We start from the raw sequence: 24,008 nt of genomic DNA, 5'->3' as shown, positions 1-24,008 counted from the left end.
TTGATAAAGATTATCATTTTCAATGATCGTAGAAAGGAGTTTTTTAAAAGATGAGTAGTCAACTCCGTTTTGCTGTTGAAAATCGTAAGAGACATTTAATTGATGAGTTAATTGGAGCAGGGGTGTTTAAGATTCGCGACCGACAATTATACGAGCTATCTTTAGAGGAATTGGAAAAAGAGTACGAGCATATTGAAGATTACGCAAATATTCAGGCATAGCATATAGATTATTAAAGAAGGAACTGGTTACACTTTTGTGTAACCAGCTTTATTATTTCATAGAAATTATTTTTTGTATTTCTTTCATTGGACGGAGCCAGTTTTGAGACATCATTTGTTCCATTCGTTTTTCATCCTGTTTTTGTAGTGCTTGAATTATAGAGTGATGTTCTTTAATAGATTGACTTGCAGGCACGAAGTTTTGGAAAAATAAATATTCAAGGCGTAAAATGTGAAGTTGCATATTTTCTAGAAAAGGTTCAATATATCGGTTTTTAGCAATAGAAGTAATTGTATTGTGAAATCGTATATCTAGTTCTAAAGCTTTTTTTGAATCTTTTTCATGTATAGATTGTTGAAAAGCATCATTTATCTCGGAAAGTAGTTTAATATCAGCGTCTGTAACTTTTTGAAGTGCTTGCTTTCCTATAATTGAGTGAAGACCAGCTATCGTCTCATAAATGATAGATACGTCGTCTAACTTAATAGGCGCGATTTTCGTTTTTTGCCCAGGTACCATTTCAACTAATCCAGAAAGCTCTAAAATTTGTAAAGCTTCTCTAACAGGTGTTCTGCTTACTCCTAGTGCTTCTGCCAATTCCCCATCATTTATTTTTTCATCAGGTCGTAAAACACCTTCTATAATCCAATCTTGCAGTTGATTTAAAACGAGTGACTTTGCTGAAACTCTTCCTGGTTTTTTATAATTTTGAGGGACAGGCATAGTGAATTCAATCCTTTCATTGTATATGTTTCTTTTTCGTATTAACAAGCTTTAATTTTGGTTTTCCTTTATCCGGTTTTTGGCTTAATATGAGCACCATTACAATTACACAAAAAGCACCTAATAACTGAAAAGATTGAAACGGTACGTGCAAAATAAGCACAGAAGAAATAATAGCTGCGAGTGGTTCTGTACAGCCAAATAATGTTGTTTCTTTAGGCGTAAGGTATCTTATGCTATCTAAGTATAAATAAAATGCGATGAGTGTCCCGAAAATGACGACAAATGTAATGAGCGGGAGGGTACTTAGTTTTACATATTTCATAGTTGATAATAAAATGAATTCGTTTGTGGAAATAAAGTGTAAAATCGTTACGCCAATCCCCCCAATGATCATCCCCCATCCAACGATAACGGATGAAGACCACTTTTCTAACAATTCTTTTGAATACAAACTATAAAATGCAAGAGATAGTCCAGATAAAACGCCCCAAATGATAGCAGGTGTAGATACAGCTAAGTTATGAACAGAACCGTTTGTTAATAGGAGAAAAGTCCCTACTAATGAGAGGGTAATTGAAATATAATCAATTTTTGATGGACGAACGCTCCATTTGAAAAGTAAGTATACAGTGATAAATATAGGGGCTAAATATTGTAACAAAGTTGCAACAGCAGCGTTTCCTTCTTTAATAGAAGCGAAGTACGTGTACTGTACAGCAAGCATGCCTAAAAGACCGAACAAAATTATCTTATTTGCATCAGACTTTTGTTTCCAAATTCCAAATATTTCTTTTTTGTTCGCTCCGAATGATGACATAATGAGCAAAATAGCACCGGATATAAGCAAACGGATTGTAACTAACCATTCAGTAGAAACGTTTTCATACTGAAAAAGTTGTTGCGCAGCTGTTCCGGATAAGCCCCATAAACAAGCACCGATTACAACCATAATAATTCCTTTTAAACGATTTGAATCCATAAAATATATAAGTCCTCCTTTTTAAAAAAATATATTGAATACAATATGCAATATATCACAGAATGGAATATCAATAAACTGAAATTTCTAATTTAAAATAAAATTGTTTATCCCGCATTAACGGGCAGTAAGACTCCCACCTTGAAATTCGGCGAATGCGAGGAAGTTAGGTGGGAGTCGTGCTGCTCGTAAAAGTCCAATTGGTGAGGCTAATAATCAGTGGAGGATGGAAAAACCCCCACTGATTCAATTTTCATTTTATTAAGAACGATCATCTTTTTATGAAATATAATCATAATCGCGACGCCAAAAAAATAAAGATAAGAGTAATTTGGTTTGTTAAAAATATGTGTATAAGGAGATACGTGATGAACTGGGTTACTCATAAACCATCGTTTGAATTTGAAAATTTTAGTCCTATTATTCGGTCACAATCTGCGTGGAGTGGGCATTTAGAGTTCGCATATGATTTAGTAAGATTTGAAGAACCAGCAACTTTAGTTGAGTTAGGTACGCATTTAGGTGCTTCATTTTTTAGTTTTTGCCAGGGGGTAAAAGATGGTGGGTTAGCCACAAAATGTTTTGCTGTAGATACTTGGGCTGGAGATGGGCATACAGGTCCATATGGAGAAGGGGTTTTTCAAATAGTAGAAAAAGTGGTGAGGGATAACTACCTGAATATAGGGAATTTAATTCGGTCTACTTTTGATGATGCTCTGGATGAGTTTCAAGATGAAACGATAAATCTTTTGCATATTGATGGCTATCATACGTATGAAGCTGTTTCTCATGATTATAAAACATGGTTACCTAAAGTTGCGAAAAACGGTATTGTATTATTTCATGATATTGAAGTTAAAAACGGTGATTTCGGTGTGTATAAGTTTTGGGATGAGGTCAAGGTGAAATACCCTCATTTTCAGTTTGGGCATTCATATGGACTCGGAGTTTTATTTCCGAAAGGTTGTAGCGATAAGTTTTCGGAAATACTTAAAAATAAAGAAGAGATACAAAATATGTATAAATAAAAGAGGGGCATGCATCGATTAAATGATGTATGCTCTTTTTTTATGTGGAAATATATTATTACATATGAGGTGAAAGCGGTAGTAAAAAGTTTTGTTGAGGCAAATATTAAAAAGGTTATTATGGGTTAATAATTAGTGGGGATGGATAAAACCCTCATTGATTAAAGTTTTATTTCATTAGGTGTTTTTATCTAAATAAATAAAAATACAACATTTTTTATATTTTTCATTGCGAAAAGCGCAATCTACTTTTACAATAGAAAGGGTTGTGAATATATTATACTGGAAAAATAAATCGAAATAATATGAAAATTTTGTTTTGTCTTCGCTAATTGTATACTACATACACGTAAGACTACATACATCATGTTATCGACTTGTAAGGAGAGAAAAAAATGAAAAGTGTAAGATTACCATCGATGCTAGAAATTATTATTCTTTTATGCCTATTTCTTGCTGTCGTCTTTTCCTTCCAAACGATTTTTGATCTCCCAATTCAATTAGCGCTATTTATTTCATGGTTTTTAGTTATTGCGCTTGGATTAAGATTAGGATTTCGTTATCAAGAATTGCAAGATGCAATTACGAAAGGGATTTCTAATGGATTAGAAGCAATTCTTATTTTAGTTGCAGTTGGGGCTTTAATTGGAACGTGGATTGCTGGTGGGGTTGTACCTACATTAATTTATTATGGATTAGAATTCATTCACCCTAGCATATTCTTATTGGCAACTTTAATTATTTGTTCAATCACTTCTATCGCGACAGGAACATCATGGGGAACAGTTGGAACTGCAGGTATTGCTATGATGGCGATAGGTGAAGGGCTTGGATTACCACTTCCGCTTGTTGCGGGTGCAGTCCTTTCAGGAGCTTATTTCGGAGACAAATTATCACCACTTTCTGATAGCACAGTTCTTGCAGCTTCTATGGCGAAAGTAGATGTTATTGCTCACGTTCGAGCTATGCTCGTATTAGACGTTCCAGCTTATATTATTACCAGCATTATGTTTACTGTTGCTGGATGGATGTATGGCGGGGATAATGTAGATTTAAATAGAGTTGAGTTTTTAAAAGAATCTTTATTAAAGCACTTTGATATTAAAATATGGATGCTTGTTCCAGCGGTAATTGTTATTGTGCTATTGGCGATGAAGAAACCATCTATGCCAACAATTGCTATGGGAGCTTTAATTGGTGCAATTTGGGCAACACTTTTCCAAGGAATGAACTTTGGAGAGGCAATTGGAACAGCATATAACGGATTCTCAATTCAATCTGGTGTCGAGTTTGTCGATAAGTTATTAAACCGTGGTGGAATTAATGGTATGCTTGGTTCAGTAGCTGTTATTATTTTCGGATTAGGTTTTGGTGGATTACTTGAAAAGTTAGGTGTTCTAAAGGTAATCGTATCGAAATTTGAGAAGAAATTAAATTCTGCAGGTAATGTAACATTGTCTACATTAATCGTTGCGTTTTTAGCTAACATATTTGGTTGTGCGATGTACGTATCACTTATTTTAACACCAAAAATTATGGAAGAAAGCTATGATAAATTAAAAATAGATCGCCGCGTATTAGCACGTAACTCAGAAGTAGGTGGAACTTTGACTTCTGGTATGGTTCCATGGTCTGATAATGGTATTTTTATGGCTGGTATTTTAGGTGTATCAACATTATCATACGTTCCATTTATGTGGCTAAGCTTCGTATCACTCATTTTAGCAGTTATTTATGGATATACAGGCAAGTTCATTTGGTATGTAGATGATGCGGATAAAGGAAAGCAAGCATCATAAAATAAAAAATCACCTTCTACAATATGTAGAAGGTGATTTTTTATTTTATAATAGGAGTTGAAGAAGTTATTTCGTCCTCATATTTAGCAATTTTTTGTTGTATCTTTTTTAAGTTTTTTTCAGTGTCTTGAATGAGCTGTAAGACATTGGTCTCCTGTTGTTTCATTAATTCCAACCGTTGAAGGATGGTAGATTCCCCCACCATAGACCATTCGATAAATTTTTTTATTTTTTGAATTGGCATACTGGTGTTTTTTAAACATAAAATCATCTCTAAATATTTCAGTGCTTCTTCATCAAAAACGCGATCTCCTTTTTCATTTCTTTTAAGAAAAGGGAACAGTCCTTGTTTATCGTAATAACGTATTTGAGAAATAGTTAAGTGGTGCATTTTGGCGACTTGCCCAATTGTATAATACATATCATTCATCCCTTTATTACCAAGGTATAATGCCGTCTTTATTTAGTATTTTACCATTATAGTTTGTTTCACTTAATGCATATTTAATAATAATTTTAGCACTTTCATTGGTCGTATGGCCACCTGGGGAATTTCCATTTAGGTCAGTAGTTGTAAAACCAGGGGTTACTCCGAAAATTGCTGGACCGTTAGTACCAAATTCTTTGCTAAATGCTAATGTTAAAGCATTAATAGCTGTTTTTGAAGAATTGTATCCTAATGTATTAATTGGGTGTGTTTCACCGCTAGCAAACATTGTTAGTGAGGCCATGTCAGTTGTTACATTTATAATTTTACTGTTGCTTGATTTCTTTAATAATGGTAAAAAGGCTTGCACCATTTGGAATGTTCCAAAAAAGTTAACTTCAAATCCTTGGCGTAAAGTTTCAATATTTAATTCACTAGGTAGCGTATGGAAGTCGAGTGCTATGCCTGCATTATTGATTAATAAATCTAAGTGGTCAGTCGTTTCATGGATTTTTTTGATTGCTTCTTGAATGGATTGAGCACTAGAAATGTCTACTTGAATATAGGAAACGTTTGAAACATTTAAAGATTCTACGGCTTGTTGTCCAAGTTGTTTATTACGAGCACCTAAAAATACGTGATAGTCTTTTTCTGCTAATTGACGAACCAATTCATATCCGATCCCTTTATTCGCACCTGTTATGAAAGCATATTTTTTCATTTTGAATTCCTCCAGTGTCATTATAGTAGGTTACAATGGAAAGGATACAGCCTAAACCTAAGTTTAGGTCAAGAGGAATTTATGAAAAAAATATTGAATATTTGTATATATGAGTGAGAATTCTTATCATTTGATTAAAAGTCTGTTAATATAAGAGATGTAGGTATTATATTTTCAAGGGGATGAAAAAATGGAGTACAGAATTGAAAGAGATACATTAGGAGAAATAAAAGTTCCAGCTGATAAATTATGGGCAGCACAAACGCAGCGTAGTAAGGAAAATTTTCCGATTGGAACAGAGCATATGCCGCTTGAAATTGTAAAAGCATTTGCGATTTTAAAGAAGAGTGCAGCGCTTAGTAATCAAAATTTAGGAAAGCTATCAGAAGAGAAGACGCAAGCAATTGTGGAAGCTGCTGATGAAGTTATCGCAGAAAAATGGAATGAACATTTTCCACTTGTCGTATGGCAAACGGGTAGTGGTACACAATCGAATATGAATGTAAATGAAGTAATTGCAAACCGCGGTAATCAAATTTTGAAAGAAAAGGGATCTGACGTACATATTCATCCGAATGATGACGTGAACATGTCTCAAAGTTCCAATGATACGTTCCCAACAGCACTTCATGTAGCGTGTGTAATTGCGGTAGAAAATCATGTATTGCCAGCTATTACGAAATTAAAAGAAACATTAGCAGAAAAAGTAACTGCATTTGAACATATTATTAAAATCGGTCGTACACACTTACAAGATGCAACACCGTTAACATTAGGACAAGAAATTAGCGGATGGCACCGTATGCTTGAAAAAACAGAGCGTATGATTGCAGAGAGCAATACATATATGAAAGAGCTTGCAATTGGTGGTACTGCAGTTGGAACAGGTATTAATGCTCATCCTAAATTTGGTGAGATGGTGTCAGAGGAAATTAGCCAATTTACAGGTAAGCAATTTATTTCTGCACCAAATAAGTTCCACGCATTAACGAGCCATGATGAAGTTGTATATACGCATGGTGCATTAAAGGCATTAGCAGCTGATTTAATGAAGATCGCTAACGATGTACGCTGGCTGGCAAGTGGTCCACGTAGTGGTCTAGGAGAAATTATTATTCCGGCAAATGAGCCAGGAAGCTCTATTATGCCAGGTAAAGTAAATCCAACGCAAAGTGAAGCGTTAACGATGGTTGTAGCGCAAGTGATGGGAAATGACGCAACAATCGGATTTGCTGCGAGCCAAGGTAATTTTGAGCTAAACGTATTTAAACCAGTTATTGCATATAACTTCTTACAATCCGCTCACTTATTAGCAGATGCAATTGTTTCATTTAATGATAATTGTGCAGTTGGCATTGAAGCGGATGAAGAAGTAATTAAAGAGAATGTGAATCGTTCATTAATGCTTGTTACTGCATTAAACCCGCATATAGGATATGAAAATGCAGCGAAAATTGCGAAGCATGCTCATAAAGAGGGGTTAACTTTAAAAGAAGCAGCATTGCAATCGGGCCTATTAACAGAAGAGCAATTTGATGAAATTGTAGATCCGAAAAAAATGATTGCTCCGAAAGAGTAATAGAAAAAGCCAAGGTTCTTAGTTTAGAATCTTGGCTTTTTTTGATATTTATTTTATGTTTCCGCCACTTGTACTACTGCAAGCTCCAAAAGATATTATTTGTTAGAAGACGTATTCATTACTTTCATATGTGGGCAGTTCTCTTTTAAGAGTGAAATGAATTTTTCTTCTTCTTGTGGTACGAAAGTTGTCACAGAGTCAAATAAATTATAATCAATTTCTAATTGCTGCCTAGTCCATTTTTCTGAACGGAGTGTTTTGCCAGAGTATTTAATGTGACGAATATCTTCAAATGGAATTTCAGTACGTAATATGAAACCGTGTTTTACAATAAGAGAAGATTCCGTTATGTTGTAGTGAGAGAAATAGAATGAAGAGAGATTCACGATGTTTAACAGCATCATAAGAGTGAAAAAAATAGAATTTTCGTTTTGGAAGAATAGCGAAATGAAAAAAATAATTATAAATAATGTAATAAAAATGACGTGAAATGGATTTTTTTTCGCTTTAAACTTCAAGTTAGTCACCTCGTTATTCGTGTAAAATTTTTTGATAGGATAAATTTAAATGAAGTTTTTAATAGTGGAGTGGCATAAAGTGACTAACAAGAATAGAAGTGTAGTGCTAGTCATAATTAGTTGTATGATGATTATGAATGGCTGCTCAAATAGATTCGCTGGGGATGGAAAGCGAAAACATGTATTTGTACAAGCGAGTAAAGTTTTAGTGGAAGTTGTTTATAAAATATATAAAGGGTAAAAAGGGTGTTTCTATATGTGGAAACACCTTTTTTGTAGTTAAAATTGAATACTGAAGTTTTGGAATGAGTGAATGTTGGTTCCATGTTGAACGAGGTTGTTATCACTTAAATATTGAATAGCGTATTTTACTTCTTTCAATATAGTAGGAGAAAGACCAAGTGTATGATGTGAACCGTAAATTTGTTTAATAGGAGAGAAGTTTGTAATTTTGTTTAGAGACTGAACTAAGTCTACAGGATTTGTCGATGGATAAAACGCAAAAATCGTGCCTTCATAAAGTAAATCTCCTGTGAATAAAAACGCAGTTTCATAATCGTATATACAAATATATCCTGGTGAGTGAACTGGAGTATGTATAATTTGAATTTTCCTATTTCCGATATCAATAATGTCTCCATCCTGTCGTAATTTTGTTGGTGTTCCTTGAAATGGATTGAATGTTTCAGGTTGAAATGTTTTAGGTGTAGGTTTAGTAATGTCACGAGCGATGTCGTGTCTAATTTGAGTAATAGGAAGTCCTTTTATGCCGTTAATGAGCCAATCTTCTTCTAAAGCATGTACATAGATTTCTTCATATTGTGAGTGACTACCGATATGATCCCAATGAACGTGTGTTGTGACAACTGTAATTGGTAAGTTTGTTAGTTGGTCCGTTATACGTTTCATCTTATCGATACCTAGTCCAGTATCGATAAGGAGTGCGGTGGTATCGCCTACAAGTAAGAAGGAATGTACTTTCTCCCAATGTCCATATTCACTAATCGCATATGTATTTCGAGCGATTTGTTTAACAGTAAACCAAGGGTCGTGCAGAATAGTCATGTTTTGTTTCACATCCTAAATTCATTTATTAAACACATTCGCTTTTCGTTGCTTTAAGTCCTTTTTTAATTTGTTTAATAGATTTTTTTATAAAAGTTTATAAAATGGGTAAACGGAACGTTGAAATGTTTGTTTGTGCTATGTTAAGATGGTGAAGTGGTAATAAACGTTATTGTGATTTGTTTGGTTTTTGAATAAACGTTTTGAAGGAGTGTTTAGTGTGAGTGATATTTCAGAGAAGTTTTGGGATGCATCGGTTGAGGAATTGAAGAAAGGGTATGTGTTTGAAGCGGAAGCAGAGGAATATATTTGTTTAGCTTGTGGAGAAGCGTTTATTAAGGGGGTTATTTATCAAGATAATCAAGTTTTGTATGAAGCAGAGAAGTTTGTGCAATTGCATGTGCAAAATGAACATACGTCTATGTTTGATTATTTATTAAATCTTGATAAGAAGTATACGGGTTTAACGGATTTGCAAAAGAAAATGGTTCAGTTTTTCCATATGGGGCTAAATGATAAAGAGATTGTAAAAGAGATGGATGGCGGAAGTACATCAACCATTCGTAATCATCGATTTACACTTCGAGAAAAAATGAAGCAAGCGAAAGTGTTTTTAGCGTTAATGGAACTGTCAGAAAAAAAATCAAAAGTACAAACGAAATTTGTACCCATTCATAGAACAGCAACGATGGTGGATGATCGCTACAATATTACGGAAGAAGAAAATGAGGAAGTATTAAAAGCACATTTTACAGAAGGATTAGATGGACCGCTTTCTAAATTTCCGAAGAAGCAAAAGCGTAAATTAATTATATTACGCCATTTAGTGACGAAGTTTGATAGTAATAAAAAGTACAATGAAAAAGAAGTAAATACTGTCATAGAAAGTGTATACCCGGATTTTGTAACTTTAAGAAGATATTTAATCGAATATGGGTTTTTAGATAGAACAGCTGATGGAAGCCAATATTGGGTGAAGTTATAATAATACGGAAAAGAAAATGAATGGAAGCACATCGTTATAACAACTATACAAAGAGATAGAAGTTGAAAAACAGATTTTTAGTAAAAGGAGAAATGAAATTTGAAACCACCTACAGATAACAATAAAGAAGGTGTAGAGTCACAGAAGTCAGAAACGGAACATAAGCCGATATGGAAATCGATGTCCATGTTTTTAGTGCCGTTACTTTTAAGTAATGTATTACAATCAGTTGGACAGTTATTTGGAATGGTAGTAGTAGGAAGATGGCTTGGCGTAAATGATCTAGCAGCTATATCGGCATTTTTCCCGTTATTTTTCCTACTCGTTTCATTTGTAATTGGAATTGGTTCTGGTAGTTCAATTTTAATTGGTCAGGCATTTGGTGCTAAAAATGAGGAGCGCTTAAAAGCTATCGTTGGTACGACGCTTACGTTTACTTTTATTATCGGAGTCGTGTTGGCGATAATAGGTAGTATTTTTGCGATGGATATTATGCGTCTTATGGGAACGCCAGAAAATATTATTGAAATAAGTGTGCATTACGCAAGAATTTTATTTATATCTATGCCAGTATTATTCTTATATTTTGCATATACAACATTTATGAGAGGTACAGGAGATTCAAAAACGCCATTTTACTTTTTAATCGTAAGTACAGCGCTAAATATGATTTTATTACCAATTCTTATTTTTGGCTGGTTAGGAGCTCCGAAATTAGATGTTTATGGAGCAGCATATGCTTCTGTTATATCTACAGTTATTACGTTTATTGTCATGCTAGTGTATTTAAAGAAGAAAAATCATCCACTGCAATTAGACGTTACAGTAAGAAAATATCTTCGTATGGACGGGGAGTTATTAAAATTATTGTTACGCCTCGGTATTCCAGCGAGTATTAATATGATATTAGTTTCATTATCAGAGATCGCGGTAATCGCATTTGTAAATCGGTACGGTTCAGATGCAACAGCGGCGTATGGCGTTGTGAACCAAGTTGCAAGTTATGTACAAATGCCAGCAGTTAGCCTCGGCATTACGGTATCAATTTTTGCAGCGCAATCAATTGGTGCGAACCAATTTGATCGATTGCAGAAAGTTGTTAAGGCAGGAATTATTATGAATTATATCATTGGTGGTGTATTAATATCTCTTATTTACTTGTTCTCAAGAGATATTTTAGCACTATTTTTAACAAGTCAAAATACAATTGACATTGCTCATAGTCTAATCATGATTACATTATGGAGCTACTTAATTTTCGGTCATGCACAAATTATTAGTGCGACAATGCGAGCAAGTGGTACTGTATTATGGCCAACTGTAATCAGTGTTGTATCAATTTGGCTTGTTGAAGTACCTGTGGCGTATTATCTTTCTTACCATACGAGCCTTGGAATAGAAGGGGTATGGATTGGGTATCCAGCTGCATTCATCGTCAGCTTAATATTACAGTATGCATATTATAAGCTTTCATGGCAGAAGAAACGAATTACACGATTAGTGAGTTAAAAGATGAAAATGTCCCTAAGTCATTATACTTAGGGACATTTTTTTATGAATACTTATAAATAACTTTTTAAAGTTATGTCAAAATGTTGTCTAATGAGTTCTCCATTATTCATATAAAACTCCCAAGCTGTATCTGGCTCACCGATAATTTCAAATGAACCTTCTGTAATATATAAAGCGCAATTATCCTCTAATGCAATACCTTCTATATTACCTTGGTGAGTTTGTAAAAACGTATGGAAGGCATTCATTCTATTTAATTGATTGTAATGGGGGCAAAATCTTTTGTTAACAATACCCCAGCCACTACTTTCTATATAACCGGAACCTTCATAATCTGAACGAATGCTAGATGTGAACCAGCACATAGCACCGGCACTATATCCTGCAATAAGTGTTCCACGTTTTAAAGCAAATAGTAACTTTTCATCTAGTTTATGTTCTTTCCATTGTTCAAGCATGTGAACGTAATTTCCACCGCCAAGGTAAATTAAATCGGCAGAATGAATCATCTCATCTATTTCATATTTAGTAGGTGTTTCGGTTGAAATGCGTAAAATTTGAACTTCACAATGTAATTGCTTTTCAAATGTTGCTAAAAATAACTTTATATATCCTTCATCATCACGACTAGCTGTAGGAATGAATAATACTTTTGGGTATTGTTTATTCGTTAATTCTATAAGTCGTTCATTAATATGCAAGTGATTTGGATCTTGTAAATCACCGCCACCAATGACAGCTAATTTCATAGTAAAGCACCACCTAATAATATTTGTTATGTAAAAATTCGATAGTGGGGAGTTACATTCCTTCTGTGATTTAATGAATAAGGGGAAATAAAGTGAACAATATATTGAAATAGCATAAGGAGTCGATAGCTGTGGATAGAAAGGAATTAGAAGCAGTTTATCCCGCTATTTGCGGGCGCCTCAAAATTCGATTGGAGCAAAGCAGTTAGGTGGGAGCCCTGCTGCCCGTAAACGCCCGATTGGTGTGGGCTAATAATCAATGGGGGATGAACAAAATCCCCATTGATTAAAGTTTCACTTTATTGATATATAATACTGGAAAATATTGTTTCAAAATATGGGGACAATATGTTTAAATGAATATAACGACGTACTAATGAATGTTGAAAGAGTATTTATATTTAAAAAGTACAGGGAATACCAAAAGTTTTACAAAAGTGTTTTTTACTTTTTATAGGAACTTATTTTATAATATAGTTAAATTATATCAATATAATTATTAGCGTAGACTAAAAAGAGGGAGCGTGAAAGAGTGGATTTTCGATTTGAGTTCGCAGCGAAGGTGAAAGAATATTTAGATGATGAAAAAGATGAAAAAATAATAAAAGATGGACACAGAGATATAATTTATAAATATTTATATCCGTTAGAGAGTGAAATTGGAATTTTTAAAAACCCTAACTTTACTTTTTTTGCATCAGGAAGACGTTCACATATAGTATTAGAAAATATTGAATTTAAAACAGAAGTAAACGTAGAAAGTAATATAATTGAAATTACAAAAATAGTGGATAATGTGGTGATTCCATTAGATACTATCGTAGCTAAAGATCGGGAATTATTTGCACTTGGGCGTAATGAGAAATTTAGTGTGCAAATATTAGAATATTATCTCTATGATACATTTGGAGAGAAGTTAGGTTTACAATGAATCGAACGTGGTACAGATAACTAATTAGTGGAGATTAGGATTCATTTAAGTATCAGTTAATATCATTTATGTTTGACCTTCTATATATTTTATACTACAATCTGTAGTGTGAAAGGGGCCATACGATGTTTACTCAAAACTACAAGTTAAATGAGCAAGGGTTAAATCACTTTTTCGGACCGCTTGAAGCGAAAATAATGGAAATTGTTTGGGCTACTGAGGGTATTACCATTAAAGATGTGCAACAGAGATTAAGTGAAGAATCCCCGGTGAATTTTAATACGGTAATGACAGTTATGAACAGATTAGTAGAGAAAGCACATTTAGAAAAGCATATTGTGAAAAGAAGTGGTATGTATCGTACTACACAAACGAAGGAAGAATTTTTATCTAATCAAACGAAGAAAATGACACAGGAATTAATGGGTGAATTTGGAGATCTTGTTGTGAACCATATGATAGATGAGTTAGAACAAGCTGATCCATCTTTAATAAAAAAATTAGAAGAGAAATTAAGTCGGCTAAAAAAAGAGGACCGATAAAATGAAGTGGCAAATGCGTAAAATCGTTTTGTTAGCAGTGACTATTAGTGTGCTTTTTTTAAGCATGTTAGTATACTACGTTACATACCCATTTCTTTTTCAAAATAAAGCATTTTTCCTTTCTCAATTTTGTTTATTTGAATTACAAAAACATATGAGGGAACTATCAATACTTCGTATAATGATAGCCGGATTACTGTTATTTACTGTAATCATTATGAGTAAAAGAATTTGGAAGCAATTTTTTTATAGTAAAAGATTGAAAAGAAATCTCGTGTCTATTACTAGAAAAGGAAAGCAAGTGTACGTATTATCAACGTTACAGATTACGGCATTTACAATTGGATTATTTCGACCGAAAATTGTCATTTCAGAAGGAATGTTTCAGGCATTTTCTGAGGAAGAAATTGATGCGATTGTATTACATGAGGAATATCATCAAAAAAATCGAGATCCATTAAAGTTATTTTTCTTTACATTGTTAGCTGAGGGAATGATGTATATTCCTATATTAAAAGGGATGTTGCAGCGTTATCATGTATATCAAGAGCTATCAGCAGATAAATATGCGATGCAAAAAATGAAATCTTCATTTGAGCTAGGTAGTGCATTATTAAAGTTAATTAAAATAAAGACGATGGAAAATCAATGTATTACAGCGTCGTTTGCGAAAACCGCAATTAATTTACGAATTGAGCAAGTGTTGAATGAGAAAGTTGTTAAGCTGAATATACCATTACATACAAATTCAGTATATGTAACGTTAGGGCTATTTTGTATGTCGATTGTACTTATTGTCGGAGAGTGCATATAGCCTCTTTTTTTAATAATTAACACTACACGTTGTAGTGTATTTAGGAGGGATAAAATGAATGCGGCGGATTTAACAATTTGGCTAGTAGTAGGGGCTGGGATACTTTCATTTATATCACCATGTTCTTTACCGCTATATCCATCTTATTTATCATATATTACAGGTGTGTCTATTCAAGATTTAAAAGAAAATCGTGGGATTATGCAAAAGTCAGCGATTATACATACAGTATTTTTTATGATCGGTTTCTCGGTTATATTTTATGCGTTAGGTTTATCGGTGAGTTGGATTGGGATTACTTTTTCATCTAATCAAAGATTGATTCAGCAAATTGGTGGGGTTTTTATTGTTTTGATGGGGTTATTTATGACTGGATTGTTTCAGCCTAAATGGCTTATGGCAGAGAAAAAAGTGCAGTATAGAAGTAAATCGACAGGATATATTCGCTCAGTTTTGGTCGGCATGACATATGCAGCAGGATGGACACCGTGTGTTGGTCCGATATTTTCTGCAGTGCTTATGCTCGGGGCGACCAATCCTGAAAGTGCGCTTCTTTATATTACGGCATATACTCTTGGCTTTGCAGTTCCGTTTTTCGTGATGGCATTTTTTATTGGAAAGGTAAAATGGATTGTTACTTATGCCAATGTCATGATGAAAATCGGCGGTGGAATGATGATTTTAACAGGGGTTTTATTATATACAAATCAAATGACGAAAATTACAGCGTTCTTTATTCGTCTATTCGGCGGATTTACGGGATTTTAGAAATGAGGAGGAAAAAAAGTGAAGAAACTAATTGCTATTATACTAGCTGGGGCACTAATTTGGGCAGGAGTTAACTTTTATAATACTAAGAAAGAAGAAAAAGAAAGAAAAGCGAAACAAGCGGAGTTACAAGAGAAGGAAGTATTACCACAAGTGGGATTTAAAGCGCCGAACATAACATTAAAAGGATTGGACGGGAAGCTTTATTCGTTAAATGATGCAAAGGGAAAACCATATGTTATTAATTTTTGGGCATCATGGTGTGGTCCATGTGAAATGGAGGCTCCTGATCTAGTTCGTTTGTATGATAAATATAAGGAGGATGTTGAAATCTTTGCGGTAAATGCAACAATCGGGGATCCAGTACAAGAAGCGAGCGCATTTGCAGATCGTCACGGATTTAAATTTCCTGTTCTATTAGATATGGACGGAGTAGCTGGAATAGATTATAAAGTATTTTCTTTACCAACAACATTTTTTGTTAATAAAGATGGAATTATTGTAGATCATGCACGAGGTGTATTACCTCCAGATCAATTAGAAGAGAAGTTTAAGAAAATAATTGAGAATTAAGAGGGGATTTCATAGTGATGGAGTGGATGGTGAGGTTACAACCCGTTTCTCTTATAATAGGAAGTTTATTTGGATTTACTTTAATGAAACTAAGGATGAAAAAGCAAAATATTAAATATGAAAAAATGATGGATGCAGTAACGAATGGCTTTCTTATCATTGTATTAGTATGGAAATTCGCACCGGCAATTTTAAATCCGGTATGGGCCATTGGGGCGCCAATGCCAGCATTATTAGCTGTAGGAAGTATTCAGCATATTATAGTAGGGTGCGTAATTGCGAGTATATATATTGTTTGGAAAAGTAAAAAAGAGCAATTTTCTCTTCGGATTTTACTTGATACATTACCTTTTGGATTTTGCGTGAGTATAATCTTTTATTTTATATTCCATCAAGAAGTAGGTGCACAAACGACACTGCCGTGGGGGATGAAAATATATGAATCAAAATTTTTGTATCATCCTATTTTCATGTATGAGATTATACTCGCACTCGGTATAATTGGCTCGTTATGGATTAAAAATGAAAGATTAGGAAATGGAAAGAATATAAGCTTTTTTCTAATTTGCGAGGGAATTGCTCATATCATTATTTCACTTATTAGTGAACAAAATTCAGTTCTATTTGGTCTTTCAATACAGCAAATACTCAGTTTTTGTGTTATTAGTCTAGGGATTTTGTTAGTACCAAAAAAATAAAAGTAGCCATGCACGGAGAGCATGGCTACTTTTGTATCATCATATGAATTAAAAAATCGGCGGAGTAACAGAAAATAAAACAATCGCATTTTTCTCGAATTGATTTACCCATTTATGTTTTAAATAAGCTGGTATTTTTACGCTATCACCAGTTTCTAATGTGTATTCTTCTTCATTTAAGTGCAATGTGATTTTTCCGTCTAATACAAATGCTAATTCTTCACCTTTATGTTCTAGAACATTTTCTGATGAAGCAGTATTTGGTGGGATAGTCATAATTGCTGTTGCTAAATTTCCTGTGAAATCAGGTGATAACAATTCATATGATAAATTATCGATAATCATTTTTTTTCTTTTATGAGAACGTACAATTAAATCGTCTGTATTATTTTCTTCAAGTAAAAAACTAAATGTTGGAACATCAAGAGCTTTTGCAAGTACCTTTAATGTTTGAATAGAAGGGTTAGCAGAACCACGTTCAATTTGACTAAGCATTGATGGTGTGATTTCGGCCATCTTTGCTAATTCTTTACTAGTTAATCCTTTTTCTTTTCTTTGTTTTTCAATCTTTTTACCAATATCTATATTTTCCATAATAAATGCTCCTTAATAATTATTAAATTATATTTAAATAAATTAAATTAAAATTAACTAAAATGAATTATTTATGTTAAACTATATTAAAATTAATTTAATTATAATTTATTATATGGCTATCTACAAGGATATGAGGAGGAAGAGGAATGAAGGAGATAGAGGCATTAAAAGAGCAATATCCACTAGTAAATAACTTAATCGCAACAGAAGAAGTATTTTGGGTAAACCCGAATATGGAAAAGTATGAAACAGCAATAAAAAATTCGCCACTTAATGAAGAACATGTAAAAGACGCGGAAGAGAGATTAAAGCGTTTTGCACCATATATTGCGAAAGTATTTCCTGAAACGAAAGAAACAGGCGGTATTATAGAATCACCTTTAGTGAAAATCTCTTCTATGAAACAATCTTTAGAGAAAAATTACGAGCAGCCTATTTTAGGAGAATTATTATTAAAGTGTGATAGTCATCTTCCGATATCAGGATCAATAAAGGCAAGAGGCGGCATTTATGAAGTGTTGAAACATGCAGAGCAATTAGCATTGCAGCATGGAATGTTAACAGAGAAAGATGATTATTCAATTTTAGATAGTGATAGATTTAGAGGTTTCTTTGCGAAGTATTCAATTGCAGTAGGTTCTACTGGGAATTTAGGGCTTAGCATCGGTATTATGAGTGCGAAATTAGGTTTCAATGTGACAGTCCATATGTCAGCAGACGCAAAACAATGGAAAAAAGATTTATTAAGAAGTAAAGGTGTAAACGTTATTGAATATGAAGCTGATTATAGTAAAGCAGTAGAAGAAGGAAGACTGCAAGCAGATGCAGATCCTAGCTGTTATTTTGTTGATGATGAAAACTCACATGATTTATTTTTAGGATACGCAGTAGCAGCGTCACGTTTACAAAAACAATTAGAAGAGTTAGAAATTGTAGTAGATGAAGAGCACCCTTTATTCGTTTATCTTCCGTGCGGGGTAGGTGGCGGGCCTGGCGGAGTAGCATTTGGTTTAAAGTTATTGTACAAAGACAATATGCACTGTTTCTTTGCGGAGCCTACGCACTCTCCGTGTATGTTACTCGGTTTAATGACAGGGCTTCACGATAAAATTGCCGTTCAAGATATCGGGATTGACAATGTAACTGATGCGGATGGGCTTGCAGTAGGAAGACCATCTGGATTTGTCGGTAAAACGATGGAACCATTTTTGAGTGGAAATTATACAGTAAGTGATGAAGAGTTATATAGATTATTAAAAGAACTGGCTGATACTGAAAATATTTATTTAGAGCCTTCTGCATTAGCGGGTATGATAGGGCCGTTGAATGTATGTAAAGCTGAAAATGAGTATTTACAAAAACAACAGTTAACAGAGAAGGTGAAGAAAGGTACTCATATTGTGTGGGGAACTGGTGGGAGTATGGTTCCGGAAGACGTGATGAATGGGTATTATAAGAAAGGTTTGGAATTAACGTGTAAATAAAAATGAGGCTATTTACAGCCTCATTTTTTTCATGTACATAAAATTCTTTGTTATTTTCGCACTAGTTCTTTATAGTATAGATATAAAGGATTGCTAATATCGAATAAAAATAACAAAAAGCTTTATTTTACATAATAAGAGGATGTGTATACGATGTCATTACAGACTAAATATATAGCGGGTATTTCGCTTGGGGTTATGGGCGTAGGTTTTGCGGCTTCCATCCCTTTTCAAGGAACGGTAGCTGGGGAGATTATTCAAGGGGGATTTGAAGCTGGGTTAGTTGGTGGACTTGCGGATTGGTTTGCGGTTACAGCTTTATTCCGTCATCCGTTGGGAATTCCAATTCCACATACAGCATTATTACCGAAAAATCGTAAGCGGGTAACAAAGGGTCTCGTTTCTACGTTAGAAAATGAATGGCTGACGAAAGAAAGTATTACAAGTAAAGTAAAAGAAATGCAGCTAGCACAAACGGTACTGCAAATTGCTGAGAAAGAGTTACAGTCTGACGCTGTGAAAAAAGGGATTGTAACAATTGCTGAGAAAGCGATTCTTCAAATAGATACGGAAAAATTAGCAGTTATTATTGAAAAAGAATTAAAAACGTATTTGCATACAATTAATACAAGTAACATATTACAAGTTCTCGTGGATCAATTAGTAGTGCAAGAATATGATGAAAAAACACTTGATTACATATTAGTAAAAGTGAAAGATTGGACAGCTCAAGATGAAGCACGTTATCAGCTCGGAAGCTTAGGCATGAAGGCGATGGAAAACATAAAAGTAGATGGATTCCTACAGTTTACTTTGAAATCGTTTATGAATATTGTTGATGAGGATAAAATCGGCGGCATTTTGCAGAAGTTTATCATTAGCAATATTAACAGCTTACAAGATGCAGATAATAGCACAAGGCAACTTATATTAGCGAAAATTCGTCAAGAGATTATAAATGTAAAAGAAAATGAATCTTTATTACAGGAATTAGAGAAGTGGAAAGAAAAATGGATTGCAAATTGGGATGCTACTGACAAAATAAAAGAGATGCTAGAGCAAGTACAGAGTAGGGCAGTTACTTTTGTGAAGAATGAAGAATTTGCTGATAAATATGTTGTTCCATTCTTACAAACACAAATGAATAAAATAAAAGAAGACGAATTGACTGTTCAAAAAATAGAAGATTGGTTACAAAAACAAGTTGTTACTATTGTTGAAAAGAATCATTCGAAAATTGGAAAGCTTGTGCAAGAAAACCTTGATAAGTTAGATGATAAAACATTAATCGAAATGATTGAAAATAATGTCGGTAAAGATTTGCAGTGGATTCGTGTGAACGGGGCTGTTTGTGGTTTTATGATTGGATTAATTTTAGAAGGAATAAAAGCGATTATATGAGAAAAACCTTCCACAATTGTGGAAGGTTTCTTATTTTTCGATAACGCTCATATTTAAATTATAAGCTTTCTCAATATTTAATTTGTACGTTCCATTTCCTGTTTTTATCGAGTTTTTATACCAATGTTCTTGCCCATTTAATTCTGGATTTTCTTCTGAAGAATTATTTTCTTTTTTCGCTAAATCATCTACTTGTTCCCAAGGTGTGTTTCCGTGAGTTTCTTTTTGATTTGTTACGGCTGTTAAAGAAACATCACTTTCTTTAGTTAAATGAACAGATACGTTTGAACTGTTTTGTACAAACCAATTATTTTGTAATTGACCTGGATAAAGAGATAGTTCGTTATTCGAAGCGCGGATCTCTACATTTTTATTTTGCGGAAGAACGAGTGTTTGTTTCACCTGTGGTGCGAAGTTAAAAAACGTATGCTGAACCGGTAATGGTTTTAACGTTATATACATCGTTTCTCCAGCCGTTTGAACTGAAAGGAAATCATCTCTTTTTAAATTAGGTTTTTCATTTGTTTTTGTCGTCATTTCATATGTTCCAAAAAGATGAATTTGATTTGTATTATCTCCCTCTATCGTTAGAGGGTGATGCCCCGCATCCACTACGATTTTTTTGATAGATTCAGGTATATCAAGTTGTCCGTCTGGAATATTACTCGTTTGTCTAGTTGTGTTAATAGAATGACGAACTTCTTCTAGCAATCCAGTTGATAATAAGCAGTAAAAAGCAATTCCAACACTTCCTAAAACTCCGATAAAGAAAATACTAAAAATATCATATTTAATAAATGAATGTTCCTTCTTAGAAAATAGAAGGTATAGTAAAATTTCAGCGCCAAGTATGATAAGTAAAACAGGCCACCAGGCTGTTAATGTATCTAATGCTTGAACTCCTTTTACGACTGAAAATAGTAAAAAGCAACCTAATGTAATAATGGAGAGCCCCATTGAGAAGGTTCCAACGCGCCATGTTCTCATTCGTTTGTACCACCTTTGTTTTCTTTATTTCCAAGTAACAATTTAAAGCCGCCACCAATTAAAAGGAGAGCAACGATAGATGTTTGGAAATAGCGATAATATAGTTCGCTAAGATGAATATTAAATATAGTTGCAAAATAGTCATTCAAAATAGGAAGGACTGTTTGATCTAATAAATAATAACCACCGAGTGTAATTAACCCAATACCGATCCATCTTTGATGATTGATAAAATAGTCAATGATAGGTTCGTCATTTACACGTTCTTTTCCGTATTTTGCAGTTTGCTGTAACGCATCAAAAAAGCTATAGAACCAAATGATTGGTACTAAAAATAAAAACGCAGAAAGTCTTAATAAGTCGAGCAAATAAATAGATAGTAAAAAGGCTGCCATAAGCTGAAGACCACGGCGCTGTAAGCCTAAATACATATGTCCTGCTCCAGGAAACATTGCTAAAATGGAAGCGAATGTTTTATTTTTCTTTCCTTGTTCTCGGTGCTCTTCAAATTCTTCAAAAATAGTACGATCCACTAATTGCTCGCCGCGTTCTTTTTTCTGTAGTTGTTGAACAACATCGAAGAAATTATAAATCCATAAAACAGGTAATGTAATAAGAAAGATAAGGAAACTTCCTTGAGATGTTAAGAGTGCAACGAATATAATCATACTTCCGATTCCTGTGCAAGCGACTAAAAATGTAAGTCCGCGTTGCATAAGTCCTAATTGAAAATGACCAAGCCCAGGAATGATTGATAGAAGAATGATATAAAATCGTTCGCTTTCTTTAGAGGACTCTGTAAATTCTCCGGCTGCTTGTTTTTTCGATTGATTAATAATAGTGATAACTAAATCTAATAAATTGATCGCCCATAACACGACTAGTAAAAATAGAGAAAGAAAAGCAATATCACGCGCTCCTAATGCTATTGTACAAAATGCTGCAAGGATAAATAGAAATAAAGCCCCGCCGCTATATAAAATAAATCGTCCAAATTTCTTTAAATATAAATGTCCAAGCCCAGGAATTAGCCCTAACACAAGTGCTAAAAAGGGATTTTTATTCATGCTTTGAACCTCCGTCCTTTTTTGATGTGTCTACCGATTTGTTTACAATTTGTTGTGAGATAGAAGACTCGTTATGTTTTGAAGATTTCTCGAAATTTGATGTCGCTGTGAAAATATACTGGAATAAACCACTTACCATAAAAATAATTGTAGCCGCAGTCGCAATTATGTAGTGAATAATTGTGCGCTTTAGTGAGTTTGTTTTTATATTTTCATTAGATTGTAGTGTTTCAAAATTAATTTGCGTCATAACTTCGTTCGTAAATGAATCATCATTTATCATTGGAAGGTTTTCATGTTGTTCATCAATACTTTCCATATAAAGTGCTAAACAATGATCACATTCATAAAGATGTTCTTCCATAGATTCACGTTCATTGTTTGATATAACATCTAATGTATAATTGCGCCAATCTTCTTTTGAATAATGCATCATAGAAACTCTTCCTCCTTCCAATGTTTTTTAATCCATTTTCTTGCCCGATACAGTTTCATTTCGACTGTTTTCACTTCAATATTTTCTTGCAAAGCAATTTCTTGATAACTTTTTTCTTCTAAGTAATGTGCGAGAACGACGTCACGGTAATTGTCGGGAAGTTCTCGCAGTTTTTGAGCAATGAGTAATTTTTGCTCTTTCGTCAATAATAAAGCCTCAATATTATGAGAGGATTTTATATTTTCCGCAGTTTCTTTACATAAGGAGAGTTCTTCGTTTTCTCTAGCTTTTTTTCTCTTATAATCAATAGCGTGATTGGTGGCAATACGTGCCATCCACGTTTTTAATCCGCGAAATTGATAATTTGGGAGAGAGGCGTGAATTTTTACGAATACTTCTTGTGTAACATCTTTAGCATCTTCTTCATGTCTTAAAATAGAAAAGATAACTTGAAAAATATAATGACGATATGTTTGTACAAGGATACGAAAAGCATGTTCGCTTCCTTGTTGTGCTTTTTCAACTAATTGTTTTTCCTCAATCGGTCTCTCCCTCCTTTTTGACGCATTCTATTATATAGACGTAAGAAATGATAAGTCACCCTACACATGTTATAAAAAAAGAATAATATATTTTTAGCAGGAGGGCTATATGAAAAAGGTGTGAAAAAATGGTAAAGAGAAGTATATAATGAGCAAGAAGGAAATGTTACACAGAGAAAGGATGTGAATGTTAGTAGGGGAAGGTCCATACTAACAAACATGAAAATTAAAATATTAATAGCGGACGATAATTCTTTTATTAGAGAAGGCATGAAAATTATTTTAAATACATACGAAGAGTTTGAAGTATTAGATACTGTAAATGATGGGAAAGAGGCTGTAGCGTATTGTAAAAAGTATGAAGTTGATATCGCGCTTTTAGATGTTCGTATGCCAAACATGAACGGGGTAGAGGCGACGAAGTTAATTTGTGAAGAGACAAAAACGAAGCCTCTCATTTTAACGACGTTTGATGATGATGAATATATTTTGGATGCAGTAAAAAACGGAGCGAAAGGTTATTTGTTAAAAAATAATGATCCTGAGCGTATTCGTGATGCGATAAAAGGAGTTTATAACGGTCAAACTGTTATGCAAGATGTAGTGCTTGATAAAATTAAGTCTAATTTAATGGAAAGTAAAGAGGAAGAATCTAAAATTGATAAGAGTCTTTTTACAGAAAGAGAGCTTAGTATTATCGCATTAATTGCGAAAGGTTTCTCAAATAAAGAAATTTCGAAGCAACTTTTCATATCTGAAGGAACGATTGCAAATTATATTACATCAGTTTTAGGGAAAACTGGACTAGAACATCGCACACAAATTGCGATTTATTACTTAACAGGGAAAGTAGATTAA

General features: G+C 33.7%; 28 protein-coding genes. 16 read left to right on the top strand and 12 right to left on the bottom strand.

Going from position 1 to position 24,008, the window contains the following annotated elements; all coding sequences use genetic code 11:
- The first annotated feature begins 50 nt into the window (after positions 1-50).
- Positions 51-221, top strand: coding sequence for a Fur-regulated basic protein FbpA (gene fbpA, locus NSS74_RS15145; RefSeq protein WP_002012091.1), 171 nt, complete (start codon positions 51-53; stop codon positions 219-221).
- 52 nt (positions 222-273) lie between these two features.
- On the opposite strand, the gene NSS74_RS15140 is transcribed toward fbpA, so the two are convergent.
- The gene (locus tag NSS74_RS15140; protein WP_002030983.1) at positions 274-945 is read right to left on the bottom strand and encodes a GntR family transcriptional regulator; all 672 of its coding nucleotides are present in this window, start codon (positions 943-945) and stop codon (positions 274-276) included.
- A 16-nt stretch (positions 946-961) separates the two neighbouring features.
- On the bottom strand, positions 962-1,927 hold the full coding sequence (locus NSS74_RS15135; protein ID WP_002030982.1) for a DMT family transporter: 966 nt from the start codon (positions 1,925-1,927) through the stop codon (positions 962-964).
- A gap of 368 nt (positions 1,928-2,295) precedes the next feature.
- Here NSS74_RS15135 and NSS74_RS15130 point away from each other — a divergent pair, with 368 nt between their 5' ends.
- Together NSS74_RS15130 and nhaC are read left to right on the top strand one after the other, a co-directional pair.
- On the top strand, positions 2,296-2,955 hold the full coding sequence (locus NSS74_RS15130) for a class I SAM-dependent methyltransferase (protein WP_098636137.1): 660 nt from the start codon (positions 2,296-2,298) through the stop codon (positions 2,953-2,955).
- Positions 2,956-3,350: 395 nt separating this feature from the next.
- Complete coding sequence (nhaC, locus tag NSS74_RS15125) at positions 3,351-4,754, top strand: Na+/H+ antiporter NhaC (protein WP_002135474.1); 1,404 nt, start codon at positions 3,351-3,353, stop codon at positions 4,752-4,754.
- A 40-nt stretch (positions 4,755-4,794) separates the two neighbouring features.
- On the opposite strand, the gene NSS74_RS15120 is transcribed toward nhaC, so the two are convergent.
- The gene (locus NSS74_RS15120) at positions 4,795-5,184 is read right to left on the bottom strand and encodes a MerR family transcriptional regulator (RefSeq protein WP_215588917.1); all 390 of its coding nucleotides are present in this window, start codon (positions 5,182-5,184) and stop codon (positions 4,795-4,797) included.
- A 7-nt stretch (positions 5,185-5,191) separates the two neighbouring features.
- Positions 5,192-5,902, bottom strand: a complete 711-nt coding sequence (locus NSS74_RS15115) for an SDR family NAD(P)-dependent oxidoreductase (protein ID WP_088039152.1) — start codon at positions 5,900-5,902, stop codon at positions 5,192-5,194.
- Between the two features lie 190 nt (positions 5,903-6,092).
- On the opposite strand from NSS74_RS15115, the gene fumC reads away from it, so the two are divergent.
- Positions 6,093-7,481: a class II fumarate hydratase gene (gene fumC / locus NSS74_RS15110; RefSeq protein ID WP_002141206.1), complete on the top strand. Its 1,389-nt coding sequence runs from the start codon at positions 6,093-6,095 to the stop codon at positions 7,479-7,481.
- 95 nt (positions 7,482-7,576) lie between these two features.
- Here fumC and NSS74_RS15105 read toward each other — a convergent pair whose 3' ends face one another.
- Positions 7,577-7,999, bottom strand: a complete 423-nt coding sequence (locus NSS74_RS15105; RefSeq protein ID WP_044441536.1) for a PH domain-containing protein — start codon at positions 7,997-7,999, stop codon at positions 7,577-7,579.
- A gap of 49 nt (positions 8,000-8,048) precedes the next feature.
- Between NSS74_RS15105 and NSS74_RS15100 the strand changes: the two genes are divergently transcribed.
- The gene (locus tag NSS74_RS15100; RefSeq protein WP_016103101.1) at positions 8,049-8,240 is read left to right on the top strand and encodes a hypothetical protein; all 192 of its coding nucleotides are present in this window, start codon (positions 8,049-8,051) and stop codon (positions 8,238-8,240) included.
- 38 nt (positions 8,241-8,278) lie between these two features.
- On the opposite strand, the gene NSS74_RS15095 is transcribed toward NSS74_RS15100, so the two are convergent.
- On the bottom strand, positions 8,279-9,064 hold the full coding sequence (locus NSS74_RS15095) for an MBL fold metallo-hydrolase (RefSeq protein WP_002141209.1): 786 nt from the start codon (positions 9,062-9,064) through the stop codon (positions 8,279-8,281).
- 220 nt (positions 9,065-9,284) lie between these two features.
- On the opposite strand from NSS74_RS15095, the gene NSS74_RS15090 reads away from it, so the two are divergent.
- Positions 9,285-10,049, top strand: coding sequence for a DUF2087 domain-containing protein (locus NSS74_RS15090; protein WP_002141210.1), 765 nt, complete (start codon positions 9,285-9,287; stop codon positions 10,047-10,049).
- 99 nt (positions 10,050-10,148) lie between these two features.
- Positions 10,149-11,558 (top strand): MATE family efflux transporter, encoded by a 1,410-nt coding sequence (locus NSS74_RS15085; protein WP_340813885.1) that lies wholly within the window; start codon positions 10,149-10,151, stop codon positions 11,556-11,558.
- Between the two features lie 53 nt (positions 11,559-11,611).
- Here NSS74_RS15085 and NSS74_RS15080 read toward each other — a convergent pair whose 3' ends face one another.
- Positions 11,612-12,310: a peptidase E gene (locus NSS74_RS15080; RefSeq protein WP_002031081.1), complete on the bottom strand. Its 699-nt coding sequence runs from the start codon at positions 12,308-12,310 to the stop codon at positions 11,612-11,614.
- Between the two features lie 532 nt (positions 12,311-12,842).
- Between NSS74_RS15080 and NSS74_RS15075 the strand changes: the two genes are divergently transcribed.
- The 6 genes from NSS74_RS15075 to NSS74_RS15050 all read left to right on the top strand — a co-directional run bounded on the left by NSS74_RS15075 (position 12,843) and on the right by NSS74_RS15050 (position 16,636).
- Complete coding sequence (locus NSS74_RS15075; RefSeq protein ID WP_002031084.1) at positions 12,843-13,241, top strand: DUF3942 family protein; 399 nt, start codon at positions 12,843-12,845, stop codon at positions 13,239-13,241.
- A 125-nt stretch (positions 13,242-13,366) separates the two neighbouring features.
- Positions 13,367-13,783: a BlaI/MecI/CopY family transcriptional regulator gene (locus NSS74_RS15070; protein ID WP_002031086.1), complete on the top strand. Its 417-nt coding sequence runs from the start codon at positions 13,367-13,369 to the stop codon at positions 13,781-13,783.
- Between the two features lies 1 nt (position 13,784).
- A complete protein-coding gene (locus NSS74_RS15065; RefSeq protein WP_002126694.1) occupies positions 13,785-14,597 on the top strand; it encodes a M56 family metallopeptidase in 813 nt (270 codons plus the stop codon).
- 54 nt (positions 14,598-14,651) lie between these two features.
- Entirely contained in the window at positions 14,652-15,365 is a 714-nt protein-coding gene (gene ccdA / locus NSS74_RS15060; protein WP_002031088.1) for a cytochrome c-type biogenesis protein CcdA, read from the top strand.
- A gap of 18 nt (positions 15,366-15,383) precedes the next feature.
- Positions 15,384-15,938 carry a TlpA family protein disulfide reductase gene (locus NSS74_RS15055; protein WP_002031090.1) on the top strand — a complete coding sequence of 185 codons (555 nt, stop codon included), beginning with the start codon at positions 15,384-15,386 and terminating at the stop codon, positions 15,936-15,938.
- Positions 15,939-15,955: 17 nt separating this feature from the next.
- Positions 15,956-16,636, top strand: coding sequence for a prolipoprotein diacylglyceryl transferase family protein (locus NSS74_RS15050; RefSeq protein ID WP_215589098.1), 681 nt, complete (start codon positions 15,956-15,958; stop codon positions 16,634-16,636).
- Between the two features lie 48 nt (positions 16,637-16,684).
- On the opposite strand, the gene NSS74_RS15045 is transcribed toward NSS74_RS15050, so the two are convergent.
- Positions 16,685-17,230 carry a helix-turn-helix domain-containing protein gene (locus NSS74_RS15045; protein ID WP_002012259.1) on the bottom strand — a complete coding sequence of 182 codons (546 nt, stop codon included), beginning with the start codon at positions 17,228-17,230 and terminating at the stop codon, positions 16,685-16,687.
- 149 nt (positions 17,231-17,379) lie between these two features.
- Between NSS74_RS15045 and NSS74_RS15040 the strand changes: the two genes are divergently transcribed.
- Both NSS74_RS15040 and NSS74_RS15035 read left to right on the top strand, forming a co-directional pair.
- Positions 17,380-18,717, top strand: a complete 1,338-nt coding sequence (locus NSS74_RS15040) for a D-serine ammonia-lyase (protein ID WP_016103104.1) — start codon at positions 17,380-17,382, stop codon at positions 18,715-18,717.
- 153 nt (positions 18,718-18,870) lie between these two features.
- Positions 18,871-20,118 (top strand): DUF445 domain-containing protein, encoded by a 1,248-nt coding sequence (locus NSS74_RS15035; protein WP_002189122.1) that lies wholly within the window; start codon positions 18,871-18,873, stop codon positions 20,116-20,118.
- Positions 20,119-20,148: 30 nt separating this feature from the next.
- Here the strand turns inward: NSS74_RS15035 and exsE are convergent, their stop codons facing one another.
- Genes exsE through NSS74_RS15015 form a run of 4 tightly spaced genes read right to left on the bottom strand, consistent with a single transcriptional unit; the run spans position 20,149 to position 23,093 of the window.
- A complete protein-coding gene (exsE, locus tag NSS74_RS15030) occupies positions 20,149-21,105 on the bottom strand; it encodes an exosporium protein ExsE (protein ID WP_340813884.1) in 957 nt (318 codons plus the stop codon).
- Positions 21,102-22,172, bottom strand: a complete 1,071-nt coding sequence (locus NSS74_RS15025) for a hypothetical protein (protein ID WP_002086382.1) — start codon at positions 22,170-22,172, stop codon at positions 21,102-21,104. The genes exsE and NSS74_RS15025 overlap by 4 nt, the downstream gene beginning before the upstream one ends.
- Positions 22,165-22,608, bottom strand: coding sequence for a hypothetical protein (locus NSS74_RS15020; RefSeq protein WP_002086380.1), 444 nt, complete (start codon positions 22,606-22,608; stop codon positions 22,165-22,167). Before NSS74_RS15020 ends, NSS74_RS15025 begins: the two co-directional genes overlap by 8 nt.
- The gene (locus tag NSS74_RS15015) at positions 22,605-23,093 is read right to left on the bottom strand and encodes an RNA polymerase sigma factor (protein ID WP_080019334.1); all 489 of its coding nucleotides are present in this window, start codon (positions 23,091-23,093) and stop codon (positions 22,605-22,607) included. Before NSS74_RS15015 ends, NSS74_RS15020 begins: the two co-directional genes overlap by 4 nt.
- A 276-nt stretch (positions 23,094-23,369) precedes the next feature.
- On the opposite strand from NSS74_RS15015, the gene NSS74_RS15010 reads away from it, so the two are divergent.
- A complete protein-coding gene (locus NSS74_RS15010) occupies positions 23,370-24,008 on the top strand; it encodes a response regulator transcription factor (RefSeq protein WP_002012250.1) in 639 nt (212 codons plus the stop codon).

The sequence above is a fragment of the Bacillus sp. FSL E2-8868 genome, from assembly GCF_038005505.1.
GTDB classification, from domain to species: Bacteria; Bacillota; Bacilli; order Bacillales; family Bacillaceae_G; genus Bacillus_A; species Bacillus_A mycoides.
This window is presented reverse-complemented; position numbering and strand designations above follow the sequence as displayed.

Coding starts and splice junctions, on each gene's coding strand:
- NSS74_RS15080 (WP_002031081.1), bottom strand. CDS start 12,310: ATGAAATTAGCTGTCATTGGTGGCGGTGATTTACAAGATCCAAATCAC.
- NSS74_RS15025 (WP_002086382.1), bottom strand. CDS start 22,172: ATGAATAAAAATCCCTTTTTAGCACTTGTGTTAGGGCTAATTCCTGGG.
- NSS74_RS15050 (WP_215589098.1), top strand. CDS start 15,956: ATGGAGTGGATGGTGAGGTTACAACCCGTTTCTCTTATAATAGGAAGT.
- NSS74_RS15115 (WP_088039152.1), bottom strand. CDS start 5,902: ATGAAAAAATATGCTTTCATAACAGGTGCGAATAAAGGGATCGGATAT.
- NSS74_RS15140 (WP_002030983.1), bottom strand. CDS start 945: ATGCCTGTCCCTCAAAATTATAAAAAACCAGGAAGAGTTTCAGCAAAG.
- NSS74_RS15135 (WP_002030982.1), bottom strand. CDS start 1,927: ATGGATTCAAATCGTTTAAAAGGAATTATTATGGTTGTAATCGGTGCT.
- ccdA (WP_002031088.1), top strand. CDS start 14,652: ATGAATGCGGCGGATTTAACAATTTGGCTAGTAGTAGGGGCTGGGATA.
- NSS74_RS15010 (WP_002012250.1), top strand. CDS start 23,370: ATGAAAATTAAAATATTAATAGCGGACGATAATTCTTTTATTAGAGAA.
- NSS74_RS15120 (WP_215588917.1), bottom strand. CDS start 5,184: ATGAATGATATGTATTATACAATTGGGCAAGTCGCCAAAATGCACCAC.
- fbpA (WP_002012091.1), top strand. CDS start 51: ATGAGTAGTCAACTCCGTTTTGCTGTTGAAAATCGTAAGAGACATTTA.
- nhaC (WP_002135474.1), top strand. CDS start 3,351: ATGAAAAGTGTAAGATTACCATCGATGCTAGAAATTATTATTCTTTTA.
- NSS74_RS15065 (WP_002126694.1), top strand. CDS start 13,785: ATGAAGTGGCAAATGCGTAAAATCGTTTTGTTAGCAGTGACTATTAGT.
- exsE (WP_340813884.1), bottom strand. CDS start 21,105: ATGAGAACATGGCGCGTTGGAACCTTCTCAATGGGGCTCTCCATTATT.
- NSS74_RS15070 (WP_002031086.1), top strand. CDS start 13,367: ATGTTTACTCAAAACTACAAGTTAAATGAGCAAGGGTTAAATCACTTT.
- NSS74_RS15020 (WP_002086380.1), bottom strand. CDS start 22,608: ATGATGCATTATTCAAAAGAAGATTGGCGCAATTATACATTAGATGTT.
- NSS74_RS15095 (WP_002141209.1), bottom strand. CDS start 9,064: ATGACTATTCTGCACGACCCTTGGTTTACTGTTAAACAAATCGCTCGA.
- fumC (WP_002141206.1), top strand. CDS start 6,093: ATGGAGTACAGAATTGAAAGAGATACATTAGGAGAAATAAAAGTTCCA.
- NSS74_RS15130 (WP_098636137.1), top strand. CDS start 2,296: ATGAACTGGGTTACTCATAAACCATCGTTTGAATTTGAAAATTTTAGT.
- NSS74_RS15040 (WP_016103104.1), top strand. CDS start 17,380: ATGAAGGAGATAGAGGCATTAAAAGAGCAATATCCACTAGTAAATAAC.
- NSS74_RS15045 (WP_002012259.1), bottom strand. CDS start 17,230: ATGGAAAATATAGATATTGGTAAAAAGATTGAAAAACAAAGAAAAGAA.
- NSS74_RS15035 (WP_002189122.1), top strand. CDS start 18,871: ATGTCATTACAGACTAAATATATAGCGGGTATTTCGCTTGGGGTTATG.
- NSS74_RS15100 (WP_016103101.1), top strand. CDS start 8,049: ATGAAGTTTTTAATAGTGGAGTGGCATAAAGTGACTAACAAGAATAGA.